Below are 24,931 nucleotides of genomic sequence, written 5' to 3' on the forward strand. Positions count from 1 at the left end.
ACCTTGTTGTAAAAAAGAACATTTTTCATAAAAGGTGGTAAATGAAAAGAATTTTAGTCTCTTTGGTTGTTTTGAGTCATAGCGCGCATGCTGTCAAAACTCATAATTTGGAAAGGGTGGAAGCTTCAGGGGTGGCTAACGATAAAGAAGCGCCTTTAAGCTGGAGGAGCAAGGAAGTTAGAAATTATATGGGTTCTCGCACGGTGATTTCTAACAAACAACTCACTAAAAGCGCCAATCAAAGCATTGAAGAAGCTTTGCAAAATGTGCCAGGCGTGCATATTAGAAACTCTACAGGTATTGGAGCTGTGCCTAGCATTTCCATTAGGGGGTTTGGTGCGGGAGGCCCAGGGCATTCTAATACGGGAATGATTCTAGTCAATGGGATCCCTATTTATGTCGCGCCCTATGTTGAAATTGGCACGGTTATTTTTCCTGTAACCTTCCAATCTGTGGATAGAATCAGCGTAACTAAAGGTGGGGAGAGCGTGCGTTATGGCCCTAACGCTTTTGGCGGTGTGATCAACATTATCACCAAAGGCATTCCTACCAAGTGGGAAAGTCAAGTGAGCGAGAGGACCACTTTTTGGGGTAAATCTGAAAATGGGGGCTTTTTCAATCAAAATTCTAAAAACATTGATAAAAGCTTAGTTAATAACATGCTTTTTAACACCTATTTAAGAACGGGGGGTATGATGAATAAGCATTTTGGAATCCAAGCCCAAGTCAATTGGCTCAAAGGGCAAGGGTTTAGATACAACAGCCCTACCAACATTCAAAACTACTTGCTAGATTCGTTGTATCAAATCAATGATAGTAATAAAATCACTGCTTTTTTTCAATATTATAGCTATTTTTTAACAGACCCTGGGTCTTTAGGTATAGCTGCCTATAATGAAAATCGTTTTCAAAATAACCGCCCTAATAACGATAAAAGCGGGAGAGCGAAGCGATGGGGAGCTGTGTATCAAAACTTTTTTGGGGACACGGATAGGGTAGGGGGGGATTTCACTTTCAGTTACTATGGGCATGACATGTCAAGGGATTTTAAATTTGATTCTAACTATTTAAATGTCAATACCAATCCTAAATTAGGCCCTGTTTATACCGATCAAAATTATCCAGGATTTTTTATTTTTGATCATTTAAGGCGTTATGTGATGAACGCTTTTGAGCCTAATTTGAACTTAGTTGTCAATACCAATAAAGTTAAGCAAACTTTTAATGTGGGCATGCGCTTTATGACGATGGACATGTTCATTAGATCCGATCAAAGCACATGCGAAAAATCAGATATTATTGATGGGGTGTGCCACATGCCCCCATATGTTCTTTCTAAAAAGCCTAGTAACAATCAAGAAATGTTTAACAACTATACAGCGGTATGGTTGAGCGATAAAATAGAACTTTTTGATTCTAAATTGGTGATAACTCCAGGGCTTAGATACACCTTTTTAAACTACGATAACAAAGAGCCAGAAAAGAACGATTTTTCCGTATGGACCAGTAAAAAACAGCGTCAAAACGAATGGAGTCCCGCCCTTAACATTGGCTATAAACCTATGGAAAATTGGATATGGTATGCGAACTACCGCCGCAGTTTTATCCCCCCACAACACACAATGGTAGGCATTACTAGGACTAATTACAACCAAATTTTCAATGAAATTGAAGTGGGGCAACGCTATAGTTATAAAAATCTATTGAGCTTTAATACCAATTATTTTGTGATTTTTGCCAATCGTTACTATGCGGGAGGCTATAGCCCGCAGCCTGTGAATGCTAGGAGCCAAGGGGTGGAATTGGAATTGTATTACGCGCCGATTAGGGGTTTGCAATTCCATGTGGCTTACACTTACATTGATGCACGCATCACTTCTAACGCTGATGATATTGCTTATTATTTTACAGGCATTGTCAATAAACCCTTTGACATTAAAGGGAAGCGTTTGCCTTATGTGAGTCCTAACCAATTCATATTTGACATGATGTATACTTACAAGCACACGACTTTTGGAATCAGTAGCTATTTTTATAGTCGCGCTTATAGTTCTATGCTCAATCAAGCTAAAAGCCAAACCGTGTGCTTGCCCCTAAACCCAGAATACACAGGGGGGCTAGAGTATGGTTGTAATTCAGTGGGGTTATTGCCCTTATATTTTGTGTTGAACGTTCAAGTAAGCTCCGTTTTATGGCAAAGCGGTAGGCATAAAATCACAGGAAGCTTGCAAATCAATAACCTTTTTAACATGAAGTATTATTTTAGGGGGATTGGCACAAGCCCTACAGGGAGAGAGCCAGCACCAGGGAGATCCATTACAGCGTATTTGAATTATGAGTTTTAAATTAATTTCAAGCTTTTATAGCTTGAATGTTTTTAATGTTAAACCATTTTAAAACTCGCTACTAAATTTTCGGTCAATAAATTAAACCCATCCACCAGAATAAACACTAAAATTTTAAAAGGCAGAGAAATCATTACAGGCGGGAGCATCATCATACCCATCGCCATTAAAATAGAGCTGATAACCATATCAATCACCAAAAAAGGCAAGTAGAGTAAAAAGCCGATTTGAAACGCTGTTTTCAACTCGCTTATCATAAATGCCGGGATTAAAACGCTCAAGCTCACCTCATCAGGGGTTTTAGGGTTAGGCAAATTCCTAATCCTAAAAAAAAGCGCTAGATCCTTTTCTCGTGTGTTTTTAAGCATGAATTCCTTGAAAGGCAGAGCGCTTTTTTCAAACGCTTCGGTGTAAGAAATCTTTTTATCCATGTAAGGCTTAATCCCTGTATCATAAGCCTTTTTCAAGCTAGGTTCCATGATGAAAAAAGTCAATATCAAAGAGAGCGAGACTAAAATTTGAGTGGGGGGGGTTTGTTGCGTGCCTAAAGCGGTCCTCAAAAAAGAAAACACCACAATCAAACGGGTGAAACTCGTCATCACTAAAATCAATGATGGGGCTAAAACTAAAAGCGTGAGCAGGGCGATGACATTAAGGGTGGTTACAAGCTGTTTGGGATCATTAGGAGCGTTTAAAGAGAGATTGACGCTAGGCAAAGCGCTATCAGCGCTCATTAAAGGGCATATTAAAGGGCAAATGAGAATGAAAAAAATGAAAAAACGCAAAATTCTAGCCTTAAATCTTTGATGAAACGAAGTCAAATTATAAGATAAGGCATGTTAAAATTCCCTAAAAAAAGGATTTTAATGCTTTCTGTAATCATACTAGCCGCTGGCAAAGGCACTCGCATGCATTCTAGCCTGCCTAAAACTTTGCACACCCTTTGCGGAGAGCCTATGTTATTTTACATTTTAGAAACGGCTTTTTCAATCAGCGATGATGTGCATCTTGTCTTACACCACCAACAAGAACGCATTAAAGAAGCGGTGTTGAAGCGTTTTAAGGGCGTAATCTTTCACACTCAAATCGTGGAAAAATATTCAGGGACAGGTGGGGCTATCATGCAAGAAGATAAAACGCCTATTCCTACAAAACATGAGCGGGTTTTGATTTTGAATGCGGACATGCCCTTAATCACTAAAGACGCTCTCGCCCCCTTATTAAAAAGCCATAATAACGCTATAGGCTTACTCCATTTGGCTGACCCTAAAGGTTATGGGCGCGTTGTTTTAGAAAACCATCAGGTTAAAAAGATTGTAGAAGAAAAGGACGCTAATACCAAAGAAAAAGAAATTAAAAGCGTGAATGCTGGCGTGTATGGGTTTGAAAGAAAGTTTTTAGAAAAATACTTGCCCAAGCTTAATGACCAAAACGCCCAAAAAGAATACTACCTCACGGATTTAATCGCTCTAGGAATCAATGAAAACGAAACAATTGACGCTATTTTCTTAGAAGAAGAGTGTTTTTTAGGGGTGAACAGCCAAACAGAAAGGGCGAAAGCTGAAGAAATCATGCTAGAAAGACTACGGAAAAACGCCATGGACTTGGGGGTAGTGATGCAATTGCCTAATAGCATTTATTTAGAAAAAGGCGTGAGTTTTAAGGGGGAGTGCGTTTTAGAGCAAGGGGTGCGTTTGAGTGGGAATTGTTTGATAGAAAACGCGCATATTAAGGCTTATAGCGTGATAGAAGAAAGCCAGATTGTTAATAGCAGTGTGGGGCCGTTTGCCCATGCACGCCCTAAAAGCGTGATTTGTAACAGCCATGTGGGGAATTTTGTAGAGACTAAAAACGCTAAACTTCAAGGCGCTAAAGCAGGGCATTTGAGCTATTTGGGGGATTGTGAGATAGGGAAAAACACAAATGTGGGGGCTGGCGTGATCACTTGCAATTACGATGGTAAAAAGAAATACCAAACGATTATCGGTGAAAATGTCTTTATAGGGAGCGATAGCCAGTTAGTCGCCCCCATAAATATCGGCTCTAATGTTTTAATCGGCAGCGGCACCACCATCACTAAAGACATTCCTAGCGGTTCGTTGAGCCTTTCACGCGCCCCTCAAACCAACATTGAAAACGGGTATTTTAAGTTTTTTAAGAAACCTTAATTTGCTTCAATAATGAAAAATCCTAAAATATTATAATCATTTACTTTAATCCTGTAATTTGAGTAGAAACAAAACATTTACTTATCTTTTTTGTGATATTTCGCTGATTTGTAACAATGCTTTTAAATAGGGTTGTGGTATAAATATTCTTATCAAGGTGTGCCCAACATGCCTTGAATCTCAATTTTATGAAAGGATTTGTTATGAGTGGATTAAAAGCATTTAGTTGTGTAGTGGTTTTATGCGGTGCAATGGCTAATGTGGCTATAGCTAGTCCTAAAATAGAAGCAAGGGGTCAGCTTGGTAGAGATATAGGAGGTGGTGTTGGAGCTGGAATGGGTGGTGCAATGGGTGGAATGATTGGGGCTCTTGGAGGTCCGTGGGGTACTGTGTTTGGTGCAGGCATTGGTGGTGGAATAGGGGCATATTCTGGGGCTGAAATAGGCGATAGGGTAGAAGATTTTATCCGTGGCGTTGATAGAGAGCCACAAACCCCAAGAGAACCCACCCATGATCGTCATTTCGTGTATGACAGGTAGCTTTGGGCAAGAAAGGAGAGAGCATGAATATCAAAAATCGTTTGAGCGATTTGGAATATCGATGGGCAATGGCTCTAGTCTATGGAGGATGTATCTCCATAACCATTAGGATTTTTTATGACATAAATGGTTCAGCTAGCGATCCGATTTTTGACCCTAAATACAGCTATTATGTGTGGTTAGTGGGTCTAATAGCGGCTTTGTTGTCTAATCTCTTGTTCAACCCAAAAGGCAGGTCGGTAGGTTATTTCATTATTGAAACTTGGCAAGGATTCCCCAAGTTTTTTAAAGCCATTTTTAAGGCTAGGTTTTTTGGCGCATTTTATGACGCTGTGTTAGGATCAAGGCTAAGGGATTTTTATGTGATGCTTTTAACGATACCCTTTATTATCGCTATGCATGAAATTTCGGCGTATTGTGGGCATCCTAGCAATCTCCTTGTAGAGGGTTTGGTCATTTTGGGGTTTCAAGGTTTTCTTAAGCTTTGCGCTAAATGGGGGTGGTGATTTAACTCAAATGTCATTAAATGGAGGGGGTATAAAAAAATTAAAAAACTTTAAAACTCATTCTCATTAATAAAACAGATCCAACTTGAACTTTTCTTTTTCTTAAGTTTTTTATTGATACAATGCCAAATTTAAAAGAAAACGATTTAATTCAAATTTAAGGAAAAATTTTGATTACGGTGGTTAAACGGAACGGGCGCATTGAGCCTTTGGACATTACAAAAATCCAAAAATACACTAAGGACGCTACGGACAATTTAGAGGGCGTGAGCCAAAGTGAGCTGGAAGTGGATGCGAGGTTGCAATTTAGGGACAAGATCACTACTGAAGAAATCCAACAAACTTTGATTAAAACCGCTGTGGATAAAATAGATATTGATACGCCTAATTGGAGTTTTGTCGCCTCAAGGCTTTTTTTGTATGATTTATACCATAAAGTGAGTGGTTTTACAGGGTATAGGCATTTGAAAGAGTATTTTGAAAACGCTGAAGAAAAGGGCCGCATCCTTAAGGGCTTTAAGGAAAAATTTGATTTAGAGTTTTTAAATAGCCAGATCAAGCCTGAAAGGGATTTCCAATTCAATTATTTAGGGATTAAAACCTTGTATGATCGCTATTTGTTAAAAGACGCTAACAATAACCCTATTGAATTGCCCCAACACATGTTTATGAGCATTGCGATGTTTTTAGCGCAAAACGAACAAGAACCCAATAAAATCGCTTTAGAATTTTATGAAGTTTTAAGCAAATTTGAAGCGATGTGTGCGACTCCCACTCTAGCGAACGCTCGCACCACCAAACACCAACTCAGCTCATGCTATATTGGCAGCACGCCGGATAATATTGAGGGGATTTTTGACAGCTATAAGGAAATGGCGCTGTTGTCCAAATACGGCGGGGGGATTGGCTGGGATTTTTCTTTGGTGCGCTCTATTGGGAGTTATATTGATGGGCATAAAAATGCGAGCGCTGGCACGATCCCTTTTTTAAAAATCGCTAACGATGTGGCGATTGCGGTGGATCAATTAGGCACACGAAAGGGCGCGATTGCGGTGTATTTGGAAATTTGGCACATTGATGTGATGGAGTTCATTGATTTAAGGAAAAATAGCGGCGATGAAAGGCGAAGAGCGCATGATTTGTTCCCGGCTCTTTGGGTGTGCGATTTGTTTTTGAAAAGGGTTTTAGAAGATGCGATGTGGACTTTGTTTGACCCTTATGAGTGTAAGGATTTGACTGAGCTTTATGGGCAGGATTTTGAAAAACGTTATTTAGAGTATGAAAAAGATCCCAAAATCATTAAAGAATACATCAACGCTAAAGATTTATGGAAAAAAATCTTAATGAATTATTTTGAAGCCGGCTTGCCTTTCTTAGCCTTTAAAGATAACGCCAATCGGTGCAACCCAAACGCTCATGCCGGAATCATTCGATCCAGCAATCTATGCACGGAGATTTTTCAAAATACCGCACCCAACCACTACTACATGCAAATAGAATACACTGACGGCATCATAGAGTTTTTTGAAGAAAAAGAGTTGGTAACGACAGATAGTAATATCACTAAATGCGCTAACAAGCTCACTAGCACGGATATTCTAAAGGGCAAACCAATCTATATCGCTACTAAAGTCGCCAAAGACGGGCAAACGGCGGTGTGCAATCTGGCGAGCATTAATTTAAGCAAAATCAACACTGAAGAAGACATTAAAAGGGTTGTGCCGATCATGGTCAGGCTTTTAGACAATGTGATTGATTTGAATTTCTACCCTAACCGCAAAGTCAAAGCTACCAATTTACAAAATAGAGCCATAGGGTTAGGGGTTATGGGTGAAGCGCAAATGCTCGCAGAACACAAAATCGCTTGGGGGTCTAAAGAGCATTTAGAAAAAATTGACGCTTTAATGGAGCAAATCAGCTACCATGCGATTGACACGAGCGCGAATTTAGCGAAAGAAAAAGGGGTTTATAAGGATTTTGAAAATTCAGAATGGAGTAAGGGGATTTTCCCCATTGATAAAGCCAATAATGAAGCCTTAAAGCTCACCGAAAAAGGGCTTTTTAATCACGCTTGCGATTGGCAAGGTTTGAGGGAAAAAGTCAAAGCCAACGGCATGCGTAATGGCTATTTAATGGCGATCGCTCCCACTAGCTCCATTTCTATTTTAGTAGGCACAACCCAAACGATTGAACCCATTTATAAGAAAAAATGGTTCGAAGAAAATTTGAGCGGGCTCATTCCTGTCGTAGTGCCTAATTTGAATGTAGAAACTTGGAATTTTTACACATCAGCCTATGATATTGACGCTAAAGATTTGATTAAAGCAGCGGCCGTGCGCCAAAAGTGGATCGATCAAGGCCAAAGCATTAATGTGTTTTTACGCATAGAAAACGCCAGCGGTAAAACCTTGCATGACATCTACACGCTCGCTTGGAAATTAGGACTCAAATCCACTTATTATTTGCGTAGCGAAAGCCCTAGCATAGATGAAAAAAGCGTGTTGGATCGATCGGTGGAGTGTTTTAATTGCCAATAATATAAGCTTAAATAAGCTAATCTTTGCTAACATAAGATTAAAATTCTTGAAGGAAGATGAATGCTTTTTGCGATGATTGGTTCAGGGGGGTTTATCGCTCCCAAGCACTTGCAAGCGATTAGAGATACAGGGCATTTTTTGGATTGCTCTTTTGATATTCATGATAGCGTGGGGGTTTTAGATGAGTATTTCCCGCAATCAGAGTTTTTTATCAACATTGAAGATTTTGAAAAGCATTTAGAGCAATCTAGGGCTATGGGTAAAGAAATCAACTATTTGAGTGTTTGCACGCCCACGCACACGCATTTTGATCACATCCGTTTCGGGTTAAGAAACGGCATGCATGTGATTTGTGAAAAACCCTTAGTTTTAGACCCTGGCGAAATACAAGAATTGAAAGATTTAGAGGTGAAACACCAAAAAAGGGTGTTTAGTCTTTTGCCCTTGCGCTTGCATTGCGACACGCTGGCTTTGAAAGAAAAAATTAAGAGCGAATTAGACAAAAACCCTGAAAAGGTGTTTGACATCACGCTCACTTATATCAGCGTTCAAGGGAAATGGTATTTTTCTTCATGGCGAGCGGATGTGAATAGGAGCGGGGGGTTAGCCACTCAAATGGGCATAAACATTTTTGATGCTTTAATCTATTTGTTTGGAGGCGTTAAAGACAAGGTTATCAACAGAGAAGAGCCTGATTGCGTGTGCGGGATACTCTTTTTAGAGCATGCCAAAATAAGATGGTTTTTTTCCATCAATCCAGAACACATGGGAGTGGCTAAAGAGAAAGTTTATCGCAGAATGATTATAGAAGGTGAAGAAATCAATCTCACGCAGAGCTTTGATAACTTGTATATAGAAAGCTACAAACAGATTTTAGCTCAAGGGGGGTTTGGTTTAGATGAAGCTATGGCGTCTATTAAACTGGCTTATGAATTAAGAAATCTCTCTCTTAGCGAACCCAATGAAGATTCGCATGTTTTGTGTTGCAAAAACAAAACAGACCAATAAAGGCATCACTTTTAAAAGCGTTGTTTAGGGGGTTTTGGTTATCATTTGATTAGAATAGGTTTTTTTAATTTTCTTTTAAGAGGGGGTTTTACTTGTTTAAGGGTTTTTATGGATATTTATGCGTTATACATAGCGATAGGGCTTTTTACTGGCATTCTATCAGGGATTTTTGGCATTGGTGGGGGGATGATCATTGTCCCTATCATGCTCGCAACCGGGCATTCTTTTGAAGAATCCATCGGGATTTCCATTTTGCAAATGGTGCTTTCATCGTTTGTGGGATCTGTTTTGAATTTCAAAAAAAAATCGCTTGATTTTTCTTTAGGCTTGTTGATAGGGGCAGGGGGGCTGATAGGGGCGAGTTTTAGCGGATTTGTTTTAAAAATCGTTTCCAGTAAAATTTTAATGGTTATTTTCGCGCTTTTAGTCGTGTATTCTATGATCCAATTTGTCTTAAAACCCAAAAAAAAAGATTTTACAGCGGATACTAAACGCTACCATTTGCAAGGTTTAAAATTATTTTTAATTGGCGCGCTCACAGGGTTTTTTGCCATCACTTTAGGGATTGGTGGAGGGATGCTCATGGTGCCTTTGATGCATTATTTTTTAGGGTATGATTCTAAAAAATGCGTGGCGCTAGGGTTATTTTTCATCTTGTTTTCTTCTATTTCAGGAGCTTTTTCTTTAATGTATCACCACATCATCAATAAAGAAGTGCTCTTAGCAGGGGTGATCGTGGGATTAGGCTCTGTTATGGGCGTGAGCATTGGGATTAAATGGATCATAGGGCTTTTGAATGAAAAAATGCATAAAGCTTTGATTTTGGGGGTGTATGGTCTGTCGCTATTGATTGTTTTATACAAACTCTTTTTTTAATTGATGGTTTTACACCACTACTATTTTAAAACCCCTAAGAGTTTCCCTTTAGAGTATTTGCATTTGTGCGCTAATGAGAGCCATTTATTAAGATTGGATTTTGATGCGGCCCATTTTTCTCATAACACCCCTATGAATACCCCATTAAAACTCAGCGTTCAAGCCTTGGAGCGTTATTTCTTGGGACAACTTTTTGAATTTGATGCGCCTTTAGATTTGATAGGGACTTCTTTTCAAAAACAAGTTTGGTCTGCGTTAACGGCTATCCCTTATGGTAAAACAAAAAGTTATGATGAAATCGCAAAACTCATTGATAACCCTAAATCTTGCAGAGCGATTGGCAACGCTAATCATAATAACCCTATTTCTTTGATCGTGCCTTGTCATAGAGTGGTGCGTAAAAATGGCGCTTTAGGGGGGTATAATGGGGGCATAGAAGTCAAAAAGTGGCTGTTAGAATTTGAAAGCAAAATTTTAAATGAGCAAGCTAAAAACTCTTTAATTTCTTAAAAATGGGGTTTTAGTCGTTTTATGGTAAAAATCATTTTTTTAAGGGAGTAGGGGGTGTTTTTTAATTTTCTTCCCAAATGCTCGCCGCTTCTTCTAAACGCTCTTTGTCAAAATGCGTGTAAATCCTACTCGTGTTCAAGCTCGCATGCCCTAGAGCTTCTTGAACTAAAATCAAATCATGGCGTTTTTGATAAAGCAAGGTCGCAAAAGAATGCCTTAACATGTGCGCCCCATTTTTCTCCCGCCTGAGTCCTGCAAAATTGATGATGCGTTCCACTTGCCTATACAAATAAGCTTGCGTTAAAGCGCTGCCTTTTTGGTTGCAAAACAATAAATCATTTTTAACAGGATACAATTCCCTTTCTATGAGCCATTCTTTTAAAAGGTTTTCAATGTGGAAAGCTTTGAGCATCACCGCTCTGTATTTATCGCCCTTACCTTTAATCAAAATCGTATAACAGCCATTTTCTAAAGTAAAATCCTTTATTTTAAGCTGTAAGGCTTCGTTAGAGCGCATGCCTGTAAAAACGATGATTTTAATGAGCAGGCGGTTTCTGGCACGCACTTTAGCGGACATTTCTATTTTATCAATGCCCTCTAAAAATTTTTCTAATTCTTCATTATTTAAATGAGTAGGGAGCTTGTTGCCCGCGCTTTGATTGGCTCCGCTAATGTTTTTAAGCGTGATATTATAAATATAAGATTTTTCATTTTCATCTTGATTTTGCTTGTCTATGTAGCTAAAAAGCCCTAGTAGGGCGATCCGGTAATTTTTCTTAGTGGCTAAACTCAAACCCCCGGTATAAACGCTCAAAAATTCAGCCAACATGACTTCATCAATGCTTTTGAGCGATTTTAAAGAAATCTTTTTTGTGTATTCGTGGAATTTGAGTAGGGGCAATGCGTAGGTGTTGATCCCGAGTAATCCGGCGTTACGGGCTTTTTTACAAACTTTTTCTAACTGGCTTGAGCTGATGAACGCATGATTTAGTTCGTTCAAGCATTCAAAAACCTTGTTTTGGTCTTTCACTTGGGAATTAGACAGGCTTGTGCATTTGTAACGCAAAAAGCGCCCAATCCATAATAAAAGATTTTCTATAGGGTCTTTTAATTCTTCTAGGGGGTGTTTCATTTAGGGTTTTTAAATTAATCTAAATCGTCATCATGCGGCGTATCACTAATCGCATTCGCAATAAGTTTGTTGCTAACTACCTTAGCTTGTTTTAAATCATCAGCAATTTGATTGATTTTAAGGTTCTGTGCCGAACCTATTTTATATTGTTCTCTTTCTTCAATAACTTCTCTTTCTATGCTCTCTATCTTTTCAATATCAAAAACTTTAGGATAACCGCCCCACTGACTATGCTTAACAGATAATTTTATGTCATCCTCAAATGCCCCAGTAACAATATTAGGCATGCATGTCGCTTTTATTTGAACCTTATCAATTTCCTTAAAACTCATACCACAATTGCCACCAGGCTGTTTTGAAAAGAATGTAGCTACCTTATTTTTTAAGTGTGTGAGAGATTGCGGTAATTGACTAGGCACTGAGAATGTAATATCTGAGAATTTAGCCCACACTTCATTAAAATCACTAGATAAAGCACTCACCAATTCTACCTTATAAATGTTTTCTTTATCATGAATAGCGTTTTTACAATAACAGATCGCCTCTTGATCAAACAATCTTGCCAATAACAACAAATAATTTCTTAAATTGAATGTCTTGCTTGGCTCGTTTTCATATACAAAAAACAAGCTTTCGCTAGGTCCAATAATAATCTCAACAAACCCTATAAATTCACACTTAATTTATTAAGAAAGATCTTATTTTATTAAAAAGCATTTGCATTTCTTCCATCCATTCAGAGTTATTGTTGTTGTGATCAAATCTTATTGCCATAATTATTCCTTAAAATCTCTTTTAGTTATGAAAACTGCACTTTTCAAACTTTTAAATCAAACCATTATACCACACTGATTAAAATCCCCCTTTTAAATACCAATTTTTTTATCCCTTTGATTTGACAAAGCGAGCGATGCGTTCAATCCCCTTTTCAATCTGTTCTTCTGAACATGCAAAAGACAAACGAACATAGCCTTCCAATCCAAAAGCCTTTCCAGGCACTAACGCTACGCCTTCTTTTTCTAACAACTCATGGCAAAATCGCATCGAATCCCCCCCACAAAGGCTACCGATATGGATAAACAAATAAAACGCCCCATCAGGTTTTAAAGCACTCAGCCCTCCAATCGCATTGATTTTTGCGTGGGCTAAATTACAGCGTTTTTCAAAAGCCTGACGCATCGTTTCAATTTCTTTATCCACCAACCCCTCAAGCGCCACAATAGAAGCCATTTGCGTGATAGAATTGATATTGGAAGTGCATTGGCTTTGCAAATTATTCATCAATTTGACTAATTTTTTATCCTTGCTCGCCGCATAGCCCATACGCCAGCCTGTCATCGCCACTGACTTGCTCAAGCCATTAATGGTAATGGTGCGTTTTTTCATCTCTTCACTCACTGCTGCACAAGAAACAAACTCCCCCTTATAAACAAGCTTTTCATAAATTTCATCGCTAAGCACCCAAATTGGAGTCTCTTTTAAAACTTCGCTTAAAGCCTCTAACTCCGCCTTACTATAAAGCATGCCGGTAGGGTTTGATGGGGTGGTGAGAATGAGCATTTTTGTTTTGGGGCTTAAAGCGTCTTTAAGCTGCTTGGGGGTGATTTTAAAGCGGTTTTTTTCATCGGTTTGAATGAATTTACTCACCCCATTGCTGTATTTCACAAGCTCAGGGTAAGTTACCCAAAAAGGCACAGGGATAATCACTTCATCGCCCTCCCCTATTAAGGCCTGAATCGCATTGAACAGGCTCTGCTTAGCGCCGTTGCTCACTAGAATTTCATTCGGTTCATAATCCAAGCTGTTTTCTTTTTTCAATTTAAAAGCGATCGCTTTTAATAATTCAGGGATCCCGGCCACCGGCGTGTATTTGGTGAAGCCATCATTTAGGGCTTTTATAGCCGCATCTTTAATCGCTTGCGGGGTGTCAAAATCAGGCTCGCCCGCTGAAAAACTTAAAATATCTTTTCCTTGCGATTTCAATTCTTTAGCGAGTGTGCTGATAGCGATCGTTGCGGATTCTGAAAGGGATTGGATTTTAGAGGAATATAACATGCTTAATCCTTGTTAAATTTTTGAACTATCATAACATGATCAAAAAGATTTTAATTCTAATTTTCAAAAAACTTTTAAAAATGTTTCAAAAGAAAGCGGTGGTCTATGCAAGAAAACTCTAATTGAAAATTCAATTAGAGAAAAACAAGCGTTTTAAATCAGAAATTGTAACGATACCCCACATAAAGGCTGTATTGACGGCGGTAAGTGAAGCTCAAATTCCCATGGTTAAAATAATAAACATTGATAGTGGGAATTTTCACGCCAAAGTCAAATTCTTGATGCCGACCAATATGGGTGCGGATCCCTAAATTAAAAAGGAACTGGAAAATCGCCGGATCAAGGCTATAGGAAGTGTGCTTATAAGGGCTTTTAGTTTCCAAAAAGGCCCCTGTCGTATTACCCCAAGAGTTACCAGCGATTTGAGCCCCAAAAAAGAAACCAAAACTCGCGTCTTCTTTATTAATGACATTGTATAAAGTGTCAATACCCACACCATAAGTGAACATGTCAGACAGATTGCCCATTGTCCCTACTTTGGTCGCGCATGGTTCATTGAGTTTGCACACCCCACCATTATCTGATGTCAAAGCGTTCGCTCCAAACACGGCATGCCCGTAATCCATAAAGCCGTAATAACGGGCACCAAACCATCTCTTCTGTCCGAAAAACTGCTTATAACCCACAGTAAGCCCTAAGCCTTGCATAACGGCCAGATAGTCGGTTTTACCCACAGGGAACTTAGGATAGTTAAATTCACTGCTTTTGGGGGGGTTTTTAACGCTTTGTGAAGCCTGACCGACTTGATAGCTGATCCCCAAATACCAAGCGTTTTGCTCGCCTTTCACTACTTTATAATCTTTTGGTTTTTCCAATTGCTTTTGCACTTCCGTGCTACCTTCTGCTGCCAAAAGACTATTACCTAACACTACCGATAAACAGAGCGTTTTAAACACTACAAACTTTTTCATACAACATTTTTCCTTCTAAAAGTCTACATTTCGTATAATAATAACATAATAATCTATAAAAAACCTAAATTCTTAAGAAAAACACCCCTAAAACTTAAAATTTTAAATTTTCTAGGGGGTTTTAGCGGTTTGGCTCTGCGATTTTTTCTGTTTTTGGGGGATTTTGGGATAAAGGGCATAAAAAGCGTTTGTTTTTACGCCCTCTTATACCCTTTGTATTGACTCTTTTTTTGTTGGTTATTCACTCAAACCTCTTCTCGCTGATCTTTTCAATCAAATCCACGCTTTTTACCGAAAGCGTGATGACCCTACAAAGGAGTTCAAAAATATATTTGCCGCCGGCGTAATGATTTGGGTTGTTTTCAATCAAGCTGTCTTTATCGGTAGTGATTGAATAGCGTTCGATCACCCAGTCAATCGCGCTTTTGCCATTCACCACATAGTCAAAGGCTTTTTTAGGGATTTGAGTGATGGTGATATGGTGGTTATAAATGATGCGATCCTTTTCTTTTTTCATTTTAACCACATCGTAATAGCCCTCCATTCCGGCGTTCTCTAGTAGGTTATGTTTAACGCTTGTGTGCATTTCCCCACTCTCATAGTTCAGATGCAGTTCGGCTAATTCTTTGCCAAGCACAGAGAGCGCTTTAAAATCCTCACTCAAAGCGACGCGCGGCGCTTCTTTGGCGAGAGAGTTTTTGTATTTTTCCAAATAGCCTTTATGGTGGAAAATCGCATAAATGTAGTAAAAAATCTCTTCTTCGGTGATCGAGTTATCTTGGTAATGCCTCCTGAACAAATTGAGCGCATAGCCGCTGATAGCGTTATAGCGGTTCCCCAGATCATCATAATAATACAAAGGATAAGCTTGATTGTGAAATAATAAATCATAGCAAGGGATTTCTGATGAAATTAACGCTGAAAATACCTTACCCACACCGGTATTGATCACCACATTGCGCGCGCTTTTATCCGGGAAAATTTTTGAAAATCGTCCTTGTCTGTTTATTAAATCCTTATCCCAATAAAGCCATTGTTTGTTAAAAGGGCGGTACAAGGCTAACCTTACGCGCTCCATGCTGCTTGCTGGCAAGATTTCATTTCTAATGAGTTTGTTTTTCAAACCATCAGTCCAAGAAATTTTCGTTTTATCGGTGGTGATTTCTTTATCGCTTAGGTGCTTGTAGCGATCGGCTGGTTTAACGCCTTTATCTTTAGCCGTGCGTTGTTTGAAAGCTTCCCTGAAACGCTCATTGAAGCGCTTCAAATCAGCGTTATAAGTGTCAATGCAGTTTTGCACCGATTGAATCAAATTTTTTTGCGAAAAGTTATACACCCAAGGATCACGCCCGCTTACCACCCCCATAGAATTGAGATCAAAAATGCTGTCGTTTTGGAGTTTTGTATCTCTTTTTAAAGGGATGAGCTTTTCAAAATCGTCATTCCTTTGGTTGATCCAATCGCCTTTATTATTCGGCGTGATCGCCTTAAAAGGCACCGAATCCAAATTTTCAAAATTTGCAAGCAAGTTGAGTTTGGCTTCTCTTTTCAAATAGTCCTCCACTTCATAATAATGAATAGTGCTGTTTTGAACGCTCTCATCTTTCACAAAAAAGATGATCGCTATCGTCGCCCTGGATCCGCTATCAAAGATTCCATCTCCTTCTTTTTTTCGCTCCTCTCCTGAAGTCCTAGCGTTCCCCCTCAAATTCAGCGCATAAAGATGCGCAAAATCTTTGGCCACGCATTTTCGGAACCCGTCCGCGCTTTTAGAGTCAATGAAACTCCCGTTCACCACAAAGCCTACCACCCCCTTATCTTTAACGACATCGCTCGCCATGCGTATGCTGTGAATGAGCGTGTCTCGTGTGGTTTTTCCCGTTTGCCCGGGCGCAGTGGAATTTTTGCCGTATTTTTCATTAACCCATTTTTCCAGCTTAGGGTGGGAGAGGTTTTGGTTGTTGTCGTTTTGGCTCTTTGCTCCGGCTGAATAAGGCGGATTGCCGATGATGACTCTAATGTTTTGGCCGGCTAGAGTGTCTTTGATGTCTTTGTTTTCTTTCAAATCTTCAAAGAGAGAGAATACCCCCTTATCGTTTTTCTCTTCTAAATAATCCAGGCTGTCCGTGAGCGCGATGTTTTTGAAAAATTTTAACGAGCTGTCCCTATTTTGCGCGGCTTGAGTGATATTGATTAAAGCGATGTAATAAGACAAAAGCACGATGTCAAAAGCGAACAAATTTTTTTGAAACTTCTCTTTTAAGGCTTCGTCGCTAATGAGATTATTTTCTTTAGAAAGCAAACGAGCGATAAAACTCCCGGTGCCCGTGAAAGGGTCAAAAATCGTGATATTTGAATCGTTAAAATCCGTGTTGAAATGCTTTTTCAAAATGCCGTTAGTGGCCCTTAAAATGAAATCCACCACCTCTATAGGCGTATAAACGATCCCTAGTTTTTCGCTTTGCTTTCTAAAGGCTACTTTAAAGAAAGTGTTGTAGAGGTTTTTAATGAGTTCTTGCTGGCTTTTTTGGCTTTTGGCGTGCGCCGCTTCGGTTTTCACGCTTTCATAGAGGTTTTTAAGATCTTTAGTTTCCCCTTCTAAGCCCAGAGTGGAGAGTTTTTCTACCATTTTATCCAAGGCTTTTGCGATAGGGTTTTGGATATTGTCCCCAAAAAGCGCATCAAAAATGGGCTTAGTGATGATGTGAGAAGTGATCATGTCTAAGGCTTCATCTTCTCTGATGCTTTGGTGGATATTTTCCCTTAAGGAATCTAAAAAGCCGTGGAAAAATTCAGGGTTTTTTTCAAAAATCATTTTCAAGCGGTTGTTCAAGGTCCTTGCGATGTTACCCGTTTTTTTAGTGAAATTTTCCCAATAGTTCCTGTCCCCCAATTTAGTGGGCATGACATTATACATGGCGTCCGCTAGATCTTGCAATAAGATAGCGTCAAAAAGGGTTTTTTCATCGTTTTGATTATTGCTATCATCGCTCCCAAAGATTTTGATTTTTTCTTTAAAAGTGGCTTCATCAATCAGGCTTGGGTCATGGCTTCTTAAGGCTTTTATCACTTTCCAAATGTTTTTGAAATTGGTGTTATTGACGGCTTCATCCAGGTTTTGGATTTCACTCTCTTCTAAAGCGATAGGCAAAATGATATAGCCTCTTTTCTTGCCTTTGGCTTTTCGCATCACCCTACCCACCGCTTGGATAATATCCACCATAGCGCTTTTGCCATCAAAAAAGACGATGCTATCTAGCGCCGGGACATCCACCCCTTCACTCAAACACCTGGCATTACTTAAAACCTTACAAGTGTTGGGCTCAAATTGATTGAGTTTTTCTAATTTTTCAAGCCTATCCTTACAATTCATGGTGCCATCAATGTGATCGATGCTGATTTTTAGGTTTTTAAAACTCTTTTTCTTCAACTCTTCATCATAGCATTCCATGATCGTTTCAAAGGAGTCTTTAATGTTCTTGCTCGTGTTAATGCTTTTACAAAAGTTTATGGCTCTTTGAGAAGGAGCGGTGTCGGTTTTGTTTTGCAAGTCGTTGTCTTCTTTGTTTTCCTCATCTAAAGCGATTAAATCCTGCTTGGCTAACCCTTTATGAGTGCCGACAATCTTACAAACAAATTCGTTATTGATGAGCTTTTTATCCAGTTTAGTGCCTTCGGCTTTGAGCTGGCTGATCTTTTTATTCACGCTGTTAGTAACGCCGCTTAAATTTTCTTTTCGCACCGCTAGAATGATGACTTTATAATCGGTTAAGAGATCCAAAGCGATCGCTTTTGAAAAATTGAGCGTATAGATTTCTTCGCCAAAAGTATCCGCATCATCCATGGAATAGATAACATTATCTTTCTCTTTAGCTTTAGCTTTAGAGCTTTCGCTATAAACTTTAGGCGTGGCGGTCATATACAGGCGTTTTTTAGCCTTGATATTTTTATCGCTATGGCACAGCGTGAAAGCGTTTTTATCGTCCCTTTCATTACTAGAATACATAGCCCCTACCGTTCGGTGGGCTTCATCGCAAATGATGAGATCGATTTCATTCAAACCCGCTTCTTGCGCTTCTTTAATACGCAGCGCGCTTTGATAAGTTGAAAAGATAATGAAGCGTTTGTTTTCTTTTTGCGCTTTTTCATAAACGCTTAAAATGTCTTCAAGGCGAGTGGAGGGCTTTAAAGGGAGCTCAGAAAATTTAATATCGTCATTGTCTTCGTTCTTACTTTTCCCGACTTTATCATCGCTGCACACGATAGAAGCGTAAAAAGGCTCGCTTTTTTCTTGTGCGTATTCTCTAAAAGTTTGAGAAAGCAAAGCGATGCTTGGCGCTAAAAAAAGCATGATCTTAGGGTCTAAAGCTTCCATGATTTTTAAAGAAGTATAGGTTTTGCCTGTCCCGCATGCCATAATGAGCTTGCCTCTAGCGTTTTTAGGATTAGAAAAATACTCTTTGGTAGCGTTTATGGCTTCTGTTTAGTGGGTGCGCGGCTTTTTCTTGTCGCACAAGGGGAGTTCGTCTTCGGTTTTTGTGGGATCAAACTTTTCCCAATCAATACGAGAATAGATGAAATCCTCTTCAGTGATTTCATCAATGTCAATCCCCATTCCTGTGCTTCTGATTTGCTCAATTGCTTTAAGGGCTTCAGAGGTTAAATTAGAAGTGGAGATGATGATCCCTTTTTTAAACCTGACCTCCCCCACTCCGCTTTGCAATTGGGTTAAAAAAGTTGAAATGTCGTTAAGCGAGATGCTGTTTTGATGGAATTTGCATTGCACGGCGATATATTCTTTTGAAGTCGTTTGAATGACTATATCAATCCCCCTATCGCGCTCCTTCCCCTTTAATTTCCAATCACTCCAAAGATCAATAGACTCGTATTCATTAGCGCTGTCATGCTCTTGTAAAAATTGCTTAGAAATTTTTTCAAACAAGCTCCCTTTATGGCGAAGGTTAGGTATGGCTTGCAATTTTTCTTTGATGAGTTTATAGGCGCTGATTTCTGACATTGTCATTCCTTAAATAGCGGTGTTAAAGTTCTGTATTATATAAAAAAATAGGATTTTAATTAACTTGCTTTATCGTTTTAGATTTCATTTTATTGTAAAACTCTTAAGGGGATAGGGGGTATTTTGAAATAATTCCCCCCTTAACCCCCTTTAACAACCCCCTAACCCAAGACCGCTTTTTATAAGCTATCGCTTGCTTTTCGCAAGCTCTTTGATATTTTAATTGTTAAAAATGCCTTTAAGCGCTTTTTAATCTCTATTCAGCGCTTTTTAAGGCTTTAGCGATGAGTTCTAAAGGGTGCAAAAATGGCGGGGTGTTAGGGTCGTCTAAAGACTTTAAAGCGTTGTTAAGCTGCATGTGGCATGCCCCGCATTCAGCGCTTAAAATTTCAGCCTTGGTGTCCATGATTTCTTTAGCCCTAAGAAGCCCTACTTTTAAAGAAAATCCCACCTTTTCTGTTTGCATCGTAATCCCCCCAAAACCGCAACAATTGTCCGGCATTTCTTTAATTTCATAATGCGCATTGAGTAAGTTTCGCACTTCTTTATGAGCGTTTAGGGTTTTTTTGGCATGGCAAGGGTTATGATAGGTGATAGTCTCTCTTTTTCCTTTAGGGATTTTTTCTAAAAGATTTTTTAAAGGGGTGTGTTTCTCTAAAAACACGCTCGCCAGATAGATTTTAGGCGTGATTTTTTCCAAGCGCTTCACATACAAATCCCTATCTTTTTCGCCTAAAAACACCTTGTAATAATCGTTAATAAGCATGCTCGCGCATGTGGCTTCAGGCACGATGATCGCATCCACTTCATCTAAATAGCTTTCAAACCATTCTATGTTTTTTTTCACTAAAAAAAGCGTGGTGTCTTTATCGCCGGTAAAATACGCAGGGGCTGAGCAGCATTCTTGCTTAGGGATGATTGCTTGAATGTTGAGCTTTTCTAAAATATACAACAAGCTTTCCCCCACTTGCTGGTAATGGTAATTGCTCAAGCACCCTATAAAAATGGCCACTTTTTGAATGGGGTTTTCTAAAGGCTTAACCTCTGCATGCTTTTGTAAAAAACTTTTTTGATTTAAAGGAGGCAGAGCGCTTTTTTTAAAGCGTTTGAACAAGCCTTTAAACACCATTCTAGGCTCTAAACTATCCCCCACTTGCTTGAAAAGGCAAGGGGCTAAAAAATGCGCAGTTGAAAACACTCTATCCATTTTTTTGCGGTTTTTTAAAAGGGAAAAATAGGATTTTTTATACCAAGCGATGCCGTGCTTTTGAGCGATTTTTTCTCTGGCTTTTTCTATTAAGGTGTCTATGGGCAAATGAAAAGGGCAAATTTCCACGCAAGCGGTGCATAAAAAACAAGTTTCTAAAAGGTGTTTTAAATTCGTGTCTAATTGGAGCTTGTTTTGAGCGTTTAGGCGCATCAAATCTAAAAAGCCCCTAGGCGAAGTCGTTTCGTCTTTATGAATGCGGTATATGGTGCAACCTGGCACGCATTTAGCGCATTTAACGCAAGCGTCCCCTACTTCTTCAAAAATATTCTCATTCATAGCGTTTTACTGAAATGTTTTTCGCCCCCACGCAAATACGCGTCAAACTCCATCGCCATGTTTCTTACGAGCATGCCCCCTGTTCTGGTCATCTCAAAGCCTTTAGAATTGAAAGAAAGCAAGCCCGCTTCTTCATAAGGCTTTAATTTTTCTAATTCTTTTTTAAAATGCGCTTTAAAATCAACAGAAAATTTTTCCTCAATCTTAGAGTAATCCAGTTTTAAATTGCTCATCATTTGCATGATCACTTCTTTTCTTAACACATCTTCTTGACTGAGCGCTACACCCCTTTCTACCGGTAAATGCCCCAAATCAAGGGCTTTTTCATACTGGTGCAAATCTTTATAATTTTGCGTGTAATAATCGCTCCCTTCGCCAATGCTCGTAACGCCAATGCCAATGGTTTGAGTGAATTTTTTCGTGGTATAGCCTTGAAAATTACGGCGCAATTGCGCTTTTTGAAGGGCTAGATACAATTCGTTATCGCTTTTAGCGAAATGATCCATGCCTATCATTTGGTAGTTGGCTTTTTCTAAAAAACTGATGAGGGATTCTAAAATCTCTAGCTTGTCTCTAGGGCTTGGCAATAAGGTTTCATCAATTTTACGCATCGTTTTTTTCACCCAAGGCACATGCGCGTAATTGAACACCGCTAATCGGTCCGGATCTAATTTCAAAACCCATTCCAAAGTTTTTAAAAAACTCTCTTTAGTCTGGTTGGGCAAGCCATAAATCAAATCAAAATTAATGGATTTGATGCCGTAATCTCTGGCGAGCTTCACGGATTCTTGAACCATTTCAAAAGGTTGGATTCTGTGAATGGCTTTTTGAACCTCAAAATCAAAATCCTGAACCCCAAAACTCAAGCGGTTAAACCCCCTATCAAACAAGGTTTGCATGTGTTCTTTAGTGAAATGCCTAGGATCAATCTCGCAACTCATTTCAATATCTTTGCTGAAATTGGGGAAAACTTCTTGAATGCTTTGGGTGATCTCGTCTAATTGAATGGGCGAAAAAAAGGTCGGCGTGCCGCCTCCATAGTGGAATTGCACCACTTCTCTGTTGGTATCCATGGCGTTTTTTAAAAGAGCGAGTTCTTTTTTAAGGTAGCTGATATAGCGGACTTTTTTCTCTTCTAAACTGGTGTAAATGACTGAACAAGCGCAAAAATAACACGCACTCCTGCAAAAAGGCAAATGCGTATAAAGCGATAAAGGCATGGGGTTTTTGAGATGGTCATGGTTAAAAAATGCTGTTTTCAAGCTCTCTTCATTAAAATTTTCTTTAAACTCCACCGCTGTGGGGTAGCTGGTGTATCGTGGGCCGGGCTTGGAATATTGTGAAAATTTTTCAAAATCAATGGTTTGCATTAAAAATTTTCCTCATCGCTATTGTCAAAATTTTCAAAATGGTTTTCATTAAAAGGGGGTTGTTTGAACATGTTGTCAAAATTAAAAAATAAATTAGGGTGTTCTTTTTTGATTTGTTTGACAAAGTTTAAGGTGTTGATATTGGGCAAATTCCCGTCTTTTTGGCGTAAATTTTCTAACAATTGCAAGGAAACTTCGCGCACGTCTTCAAAATCAATCGGCGCTTGGGTGATAATATCCCTTTCTAATTCCGCCCTAAGCCTGGCTTCAAAAGCCTTTCTGGCGTTTTCTGCCAAAAGAGAGATCACATTATCTGGCACTAAAACGTAATTTTTATCTTCTTCATCAGAAATAAAGTAAGCTTCATTTTTTTTAAACGCTCCTTTTTCTAATTCTAAAAGCATTTCATTAGCGCTGATTTTTTTGAGAAAGGCTCTGTTTTTTTGGGTGGTTAGGCTATTGATAAGTTTTTGTGATTTGGTTTTAGAAACTCGTTTTTTAGGTAATTTTTCCACTTTATATCCTTTTTAAGCTGATTGTATCCAATTTCGTTTAATTCTCATTATAAATCGTTTTTAAATACTCTATTTTTGAAGTCAAATTGAGTAATACCATATCAGCCAACACCAATGAAAGCAAACTCTCGCACACCACGCTCCCTCTAATCGCAATGCAAGGATCATGCCTGCCCTTTAACAAACATTCGCATTCATGATTGTTAATGTCTATGGTTCGTTGAGGTTGGAAAATGCTTGGCGTGGGTTTGAAATGCGCTCTAATAATAATTTCTTCCCCATTGCTCATGCCCCCTAAAACCCCTCCGCTATGATTGCTCAAAAACCCTTTTTGATCCATTAAATCATTATACTCTGAGCCTTTTAATAAAGAGCTTTCTACCCCCTTGCCTATTTCAACCGCTTTCACCCCGTTAAGCCCCATCATCGCTTCAGCGATTTTAGCGTCTAATTTAGCGTATAGCCCTTGACCTAAGCCAATGGGGAGCTTTTGATTGGCTTTCACACTCCTCGCTCTAATCAAAGCCACACCCCCTATGCTATCGTGGTTTTTGATGGCGTTTTGAATGGCTGTTTTTTGCGCTTCTTCTTGTTCTTCATCTAGGGCAAAAATCTCGCTTTTTAAGGCGTGATTAAAATCATAATTTTTGGCTTTAATGCCTCCTATTTCCATGATCCCGCTTTCACAAACAACACCAATTTCTCTTAAAAGCATTTTAGCAAACGCCCCAGCAGCCACTCTTATAGCGCTCTCTCTGGCCGAACTCCTCCCCCCACCCCTAAAATCTCTGATGCCGTATTTATGAAAATAAGTGAAATCCGCATGGCTAGGCCTGAAAAGGTTTTTAATGTTATCGTAATCCTTGCTTCTAGCCCTTTGGTTGTGGATTAAAAACCCTATGGGTGTCCCTGTGCTGAAATCTTCAAAAACCCCGCTTGTTATTTCCACTTTATCGTCTTCTTTTCGTGGTGTGGTGAAAGCATTTCTCCCCCCTTGGCGGCGCTTCATTTCATTTTCTAATAGCACATAGTCTATTTTAATCCCGCTAGGCATGCCGTCTAATACCCCCCCTATCACATCCCCATGCGATTCCCCAAAAGTCGTGAGTCTTAAAAAACGCCCCAAAGTGTTCATTTTGCTTCCTTAAGTTTTTGAAGCGCTTGATAAGCGCATTGCTGTTCGGCTTCTTTTTTGCTTTTGCCTTTAGCGGTCGCATACATTTTATCTTGGATGTATAGAGCCATTTCAAATTCTTTATGGTGATCGGGACCTTTTTCTTTGAGCAATTGGTAAGTGGGAATCACGCAAAATTGCGCTTGGGTTAATTCCTGCAAAGCGGTTTTATAATCCACAGACAAATGCTCCAAATCCAAACGCTTGTAAGCGCGATTGAGCAAATTTTGCATGATTTTACGCACTTTATCTAACCCTGCTTCCAAATATACCCCAGCCATTAAAGCTTCAAAGGCGCTTGATAGAATAGAGGGCTTTTCCCTCCCTTTAGAGGTTTCTTCAGAAGAAGAGACGCGCAAATAATCTTGCAAAGAAATCACTTTCGCTAATTTCGTAAAACCCTGCGCGCTCACGATAGAAGCCCTTAATTTGGAAAGTTTTCCCTCATCGTATTGATAAAATTTATGGTATAGCAACTCCCCTATCACCAAGCCCAACACCGCATCGCCTAAAAATTCCAAGCGCTCATTGTTTAAAGCGAGCTTGCATGATTTATGCGTTAAGGCTTGCTCCAATAAATGCTTATCTTTAAAAGAATACCCTAAAGCTTTTTCTAGCGTAATATAAGGGCAATCTGCAAGCTTATTGTTTTTGTCTTTCAT

17 protein-coding genes and 3 pseudogenes are annotated in these 24,931 nt (G+C 39.2%); 8 read left to right on the forward strand and 12 right to left on the reverse strand.

What is annotated here, in order from left to right; genetic code table 11:
• The first annotated feature begins 41 nt into the window (after positions 1 to 41).
• The gene (locus tag QU01_RS02415) at positions 42 to 2,345 is read left to right on the forward strand and encodes a TonB-dependent receptor family protein (protein WP_033763039.1); all 2,304 of its coding nucleotides are present in this window, start codon (positions 42 to 44) and stop codon (positions 2,343 to 2,345) included.
• A gap of 38 nt (positions 2,346 to 2,383) precedes the next feature.
• On the opposite strand, the gene fliP is transcribed toward QU01_RS02415, so the two are convergent.
• Positions 2,384 to 3,130 (reverse strand): flagellar type III secretion system pore protein FliP, encoded by a 747-nt coding sequence (gene fliP, locus QU01_RS02420; RefSeq protein WP_001210273.1) that lies wholly within the window; start codon positions 3,128 to 3,130, stop codon positions 2,384 to 2,386.
• Positions 3,131 to 3,165: 35 nt separating this feature from the next.
• A pseudogene (locus QU01_RS08465) lies at positions 3,166 to 3,255 on the reverse strand (flagellar biosynthesis protein flip); the annotation flags it as partial.
• On the opposite strand from QU01_RS08465, the gene glmU reads away from it, so the two are divergent.
• The 7 genes from glmU to QU01_RS02460 all read left to right on the forward strand — a co-directional run bounded on the left by glmU (position 3,212) and on the right by QU01_RS02460 (position 10,489).
• On the forward strand, positions 3,212 to 4,513 hold the full coding sequence (gene glmU / locus QU01_RS02430) for a bifunctional UDP-N-acetylglucosamine diphosphorylase/glucosamine-1-phosphate N-acetyltransferase GlmU (protein ID WP_033763040.1): 1,302 nt from the start codon (positions 3,212 to 3,214) through the stop codon (positions 4,511 to 4,513). The pseudogene QU01_RS08465 and the gene glmU overlap by 44 nt on opposite strands.
• Positions 4,514 to 4,701: 188 nt before the next feature.
• Positions 4,702 to 5,052, forward strand: coding sequence for a hypothetical protein (locus QU01_RS02435; RefSeq protein ID WP_033763041.1), 351 nt, complete (start codon positions 4,702 to 4,704; stop codon positions 5,050 to 5,052).
• Between the two features lie 23 nt (positions 5,053 to 5,075).
• Positions 5,076 to 5,558 (forward strand): hypothetical protein, encoded by a 483-nt coding sequence (locus QU01_RS02440; RefSeq protein ID WP_033763042.1) that lies wholly within the window; start codon positions 5,076 to 5,078, stop codon positions 5,556 to 5,558.
• Positions 5,559 to 5,728: 170 nt separating this feature from the next.
• A complete protein-coding gene (locus tag QU01_RS02445) occupies positions 5,729 to 8,095 on the forward strand; it encodes a ribonucleoside-diphosphate reductase subunit alpha (RefSeq protein WP_033763043.1) in 2,367 nt (788 codons plus the stop codon).
• Between the two features lie 60 nt (positions 8,096 to 8,155).
• A complete protein-coding gene (locus tag QU01_RS02450) occupies positions 8,156 to 9,103 on the forward strand; it encodes a Gfo/Idh/MocA family protein (protein ID WP_033763044.1) in 948 nt (315 codons plus the stop codon).
• A 108-nt stretch (positions 9,104 to 9,211) separates the two neighbouring features.
• Positions 9,212 to 9,979 carry a sulfite exporter TauE/SafE family protein gene (locus QU01_RS02455; protein ID WP_033763045.1) on the forward strand — a complete coding sequence of 256 codons (768 nt, stop codon included), beginning with the start codon at positions 9,212 to 9,214 and terminating at the stop codon, positions 9,977 to 9,979.
• Between the two features lie 3 nt (positions 9,980 to 9,982).
• Complete coding sequence (locus tag QU01_RS02460) at positions 9,983 to 10,489, forward strand: methylated-DNA--[protein]-cysteine S-methyltransferase (RefSeq protein ID WP_033763071.1); 507 nt, start codon at positions 9,983 to 9,985, stop codon at positions 10,487 to 10,489.
• A gap of 61 nt (positions 10,490 to 10,550) precedes the next feature.
• On the opposite strand, the gene xerH is transcribed toward QU01_RS02460, so the two are convergent.
• The 10 genes and pseudogenes from xerH to rnc all read right to left on the reverse strand — a co-directional run bounded on the left by xerH (position 10,551) and on the right by rnc (position 24,931).
• On the reverse strand, positions 10,551 to 11,621 hold the full coding sequence (gene xerH / locus QU01_RS02465) for a tyrosine recombinase XerH (RefSeq protein ID WP_033763046.1): 1,071 nt from the start codon (positions 11,619 to 11,621) through the stop codon (positions 10,551 to 10,553).
• 14 nt (positions 11,622 to 11,635) lie between these two features.
• Positions 11,636 to 12,301, reverse strand: a pseudogene (locus QU01_RS02470) (hypothetical protein); the annotation flags it as partial.
• 202 nt (positions 12,302 to 12,503) lie between these two features.
• Complete coding sequence (locus tag QU01_RS02475) at positions 12,504 to 13,676, reverse strand: pyridoxal phosphate-dependent aminotransferase (RefSeq protein ID WP_033763049.1); 1,173 nt, start codon at positions 13,674 to 13,676, stop codon at positions 12,504 to 12,506.
• 158 nt (positions 13,677 to 13,834) lie between these two features.
• The gene (locus tag QU01_RS02480) at positions 13,835 to 14,647 is read right to left on the reverse strand and encodes an outer membrane protein (RefSeq protein WP_033763052.1); all 813 of its coding nucleotides are present in this window, start codon (positions 14,645 to 14,647) and stop codon (positions 13,835 to 13,837) included.
• A 241-nt stretch (positions 14,648 to 14,888) separates the two neighbouring features.
• Positions 14,889 to 19,664: pseudogene (locus QU01_RS02485) on the reverse strand (type ISP restriction/modification enzyme).
• A 256-nt stretch (positions 19,665 to 19,920) separates the two neighbouring features.
• Positions 19,921 to 21,210, reverse strand: a complete 1,290-nt coding sequence (locus QU01_RS02490) for a (Fe-S)-binding protein (protein WP_033763053.1) — start codon at positions 21,208 to 21,210, stop codon at positions 19,921 to 19,923.
• The gene (hemN, locus tag QU01_RS02495; protein WP_033763055.1) at positions 21,207 to 22,580 is read right to left on the reverse strand and encodes an oxygen-independent coproporphyrinogen III oxidase; all 1,374 of its coding nucleotides are present in this window, start codon (positions 22,578 to 22,580) and stop codon (positions 21,207 to 21,209) included. Before hemN ends, QU01_RS02490 begins: the two co-directional genes overlap by 4 nt.
• Positions 22,580 to 23,095, reverse strand: coding sequence for a DUF2603 domain-containing protein (locus QU01_RS02500; RefSeq protein ID WP_000413477.1), 516 nt, complete (start codon positions 23,093 to 23,095; stop codon positions 22,580 to 22,582). Before QU01_RS02500 ends, hemN begins: the two co-directional genes overlap by 1 nt.
• A 37-nt stretch (positions 23,096 to 23,132) precedes the next feature.
• Positions 23,133 to 24,230, reverse strand: coding sequence for a chorismate synthase (aroC, locus tag QU01_RS02505; protein ID WP_033763056.1), 1,098 nt, complete (start codon positions 24,228 to 24,230; stop codon positions 23,133 to 23,135).
• Positions 24,227 to 24,931, reverse strand: a complete 705-nt coding sequence (gene rnc, locus QU01_RS02510; protein WP_033763057.1) for a ribonuclease III — start codon at positions 24,929 to 24,931, stop codon at positions 24,227 to 24,229. The genes aroC and rnc overlap by 4 nt, the downstream gene beginning before the upstream one ends.

The organism is Helicobacter pylori SA221C, assembly GCF_000476855.1.
Lineage (GTDB): Bacteria > Campylobacterota > Campylobacteria > Campylobacterales > Helicobacteraceae > Helicobacter > Helicobacter pylori_DK.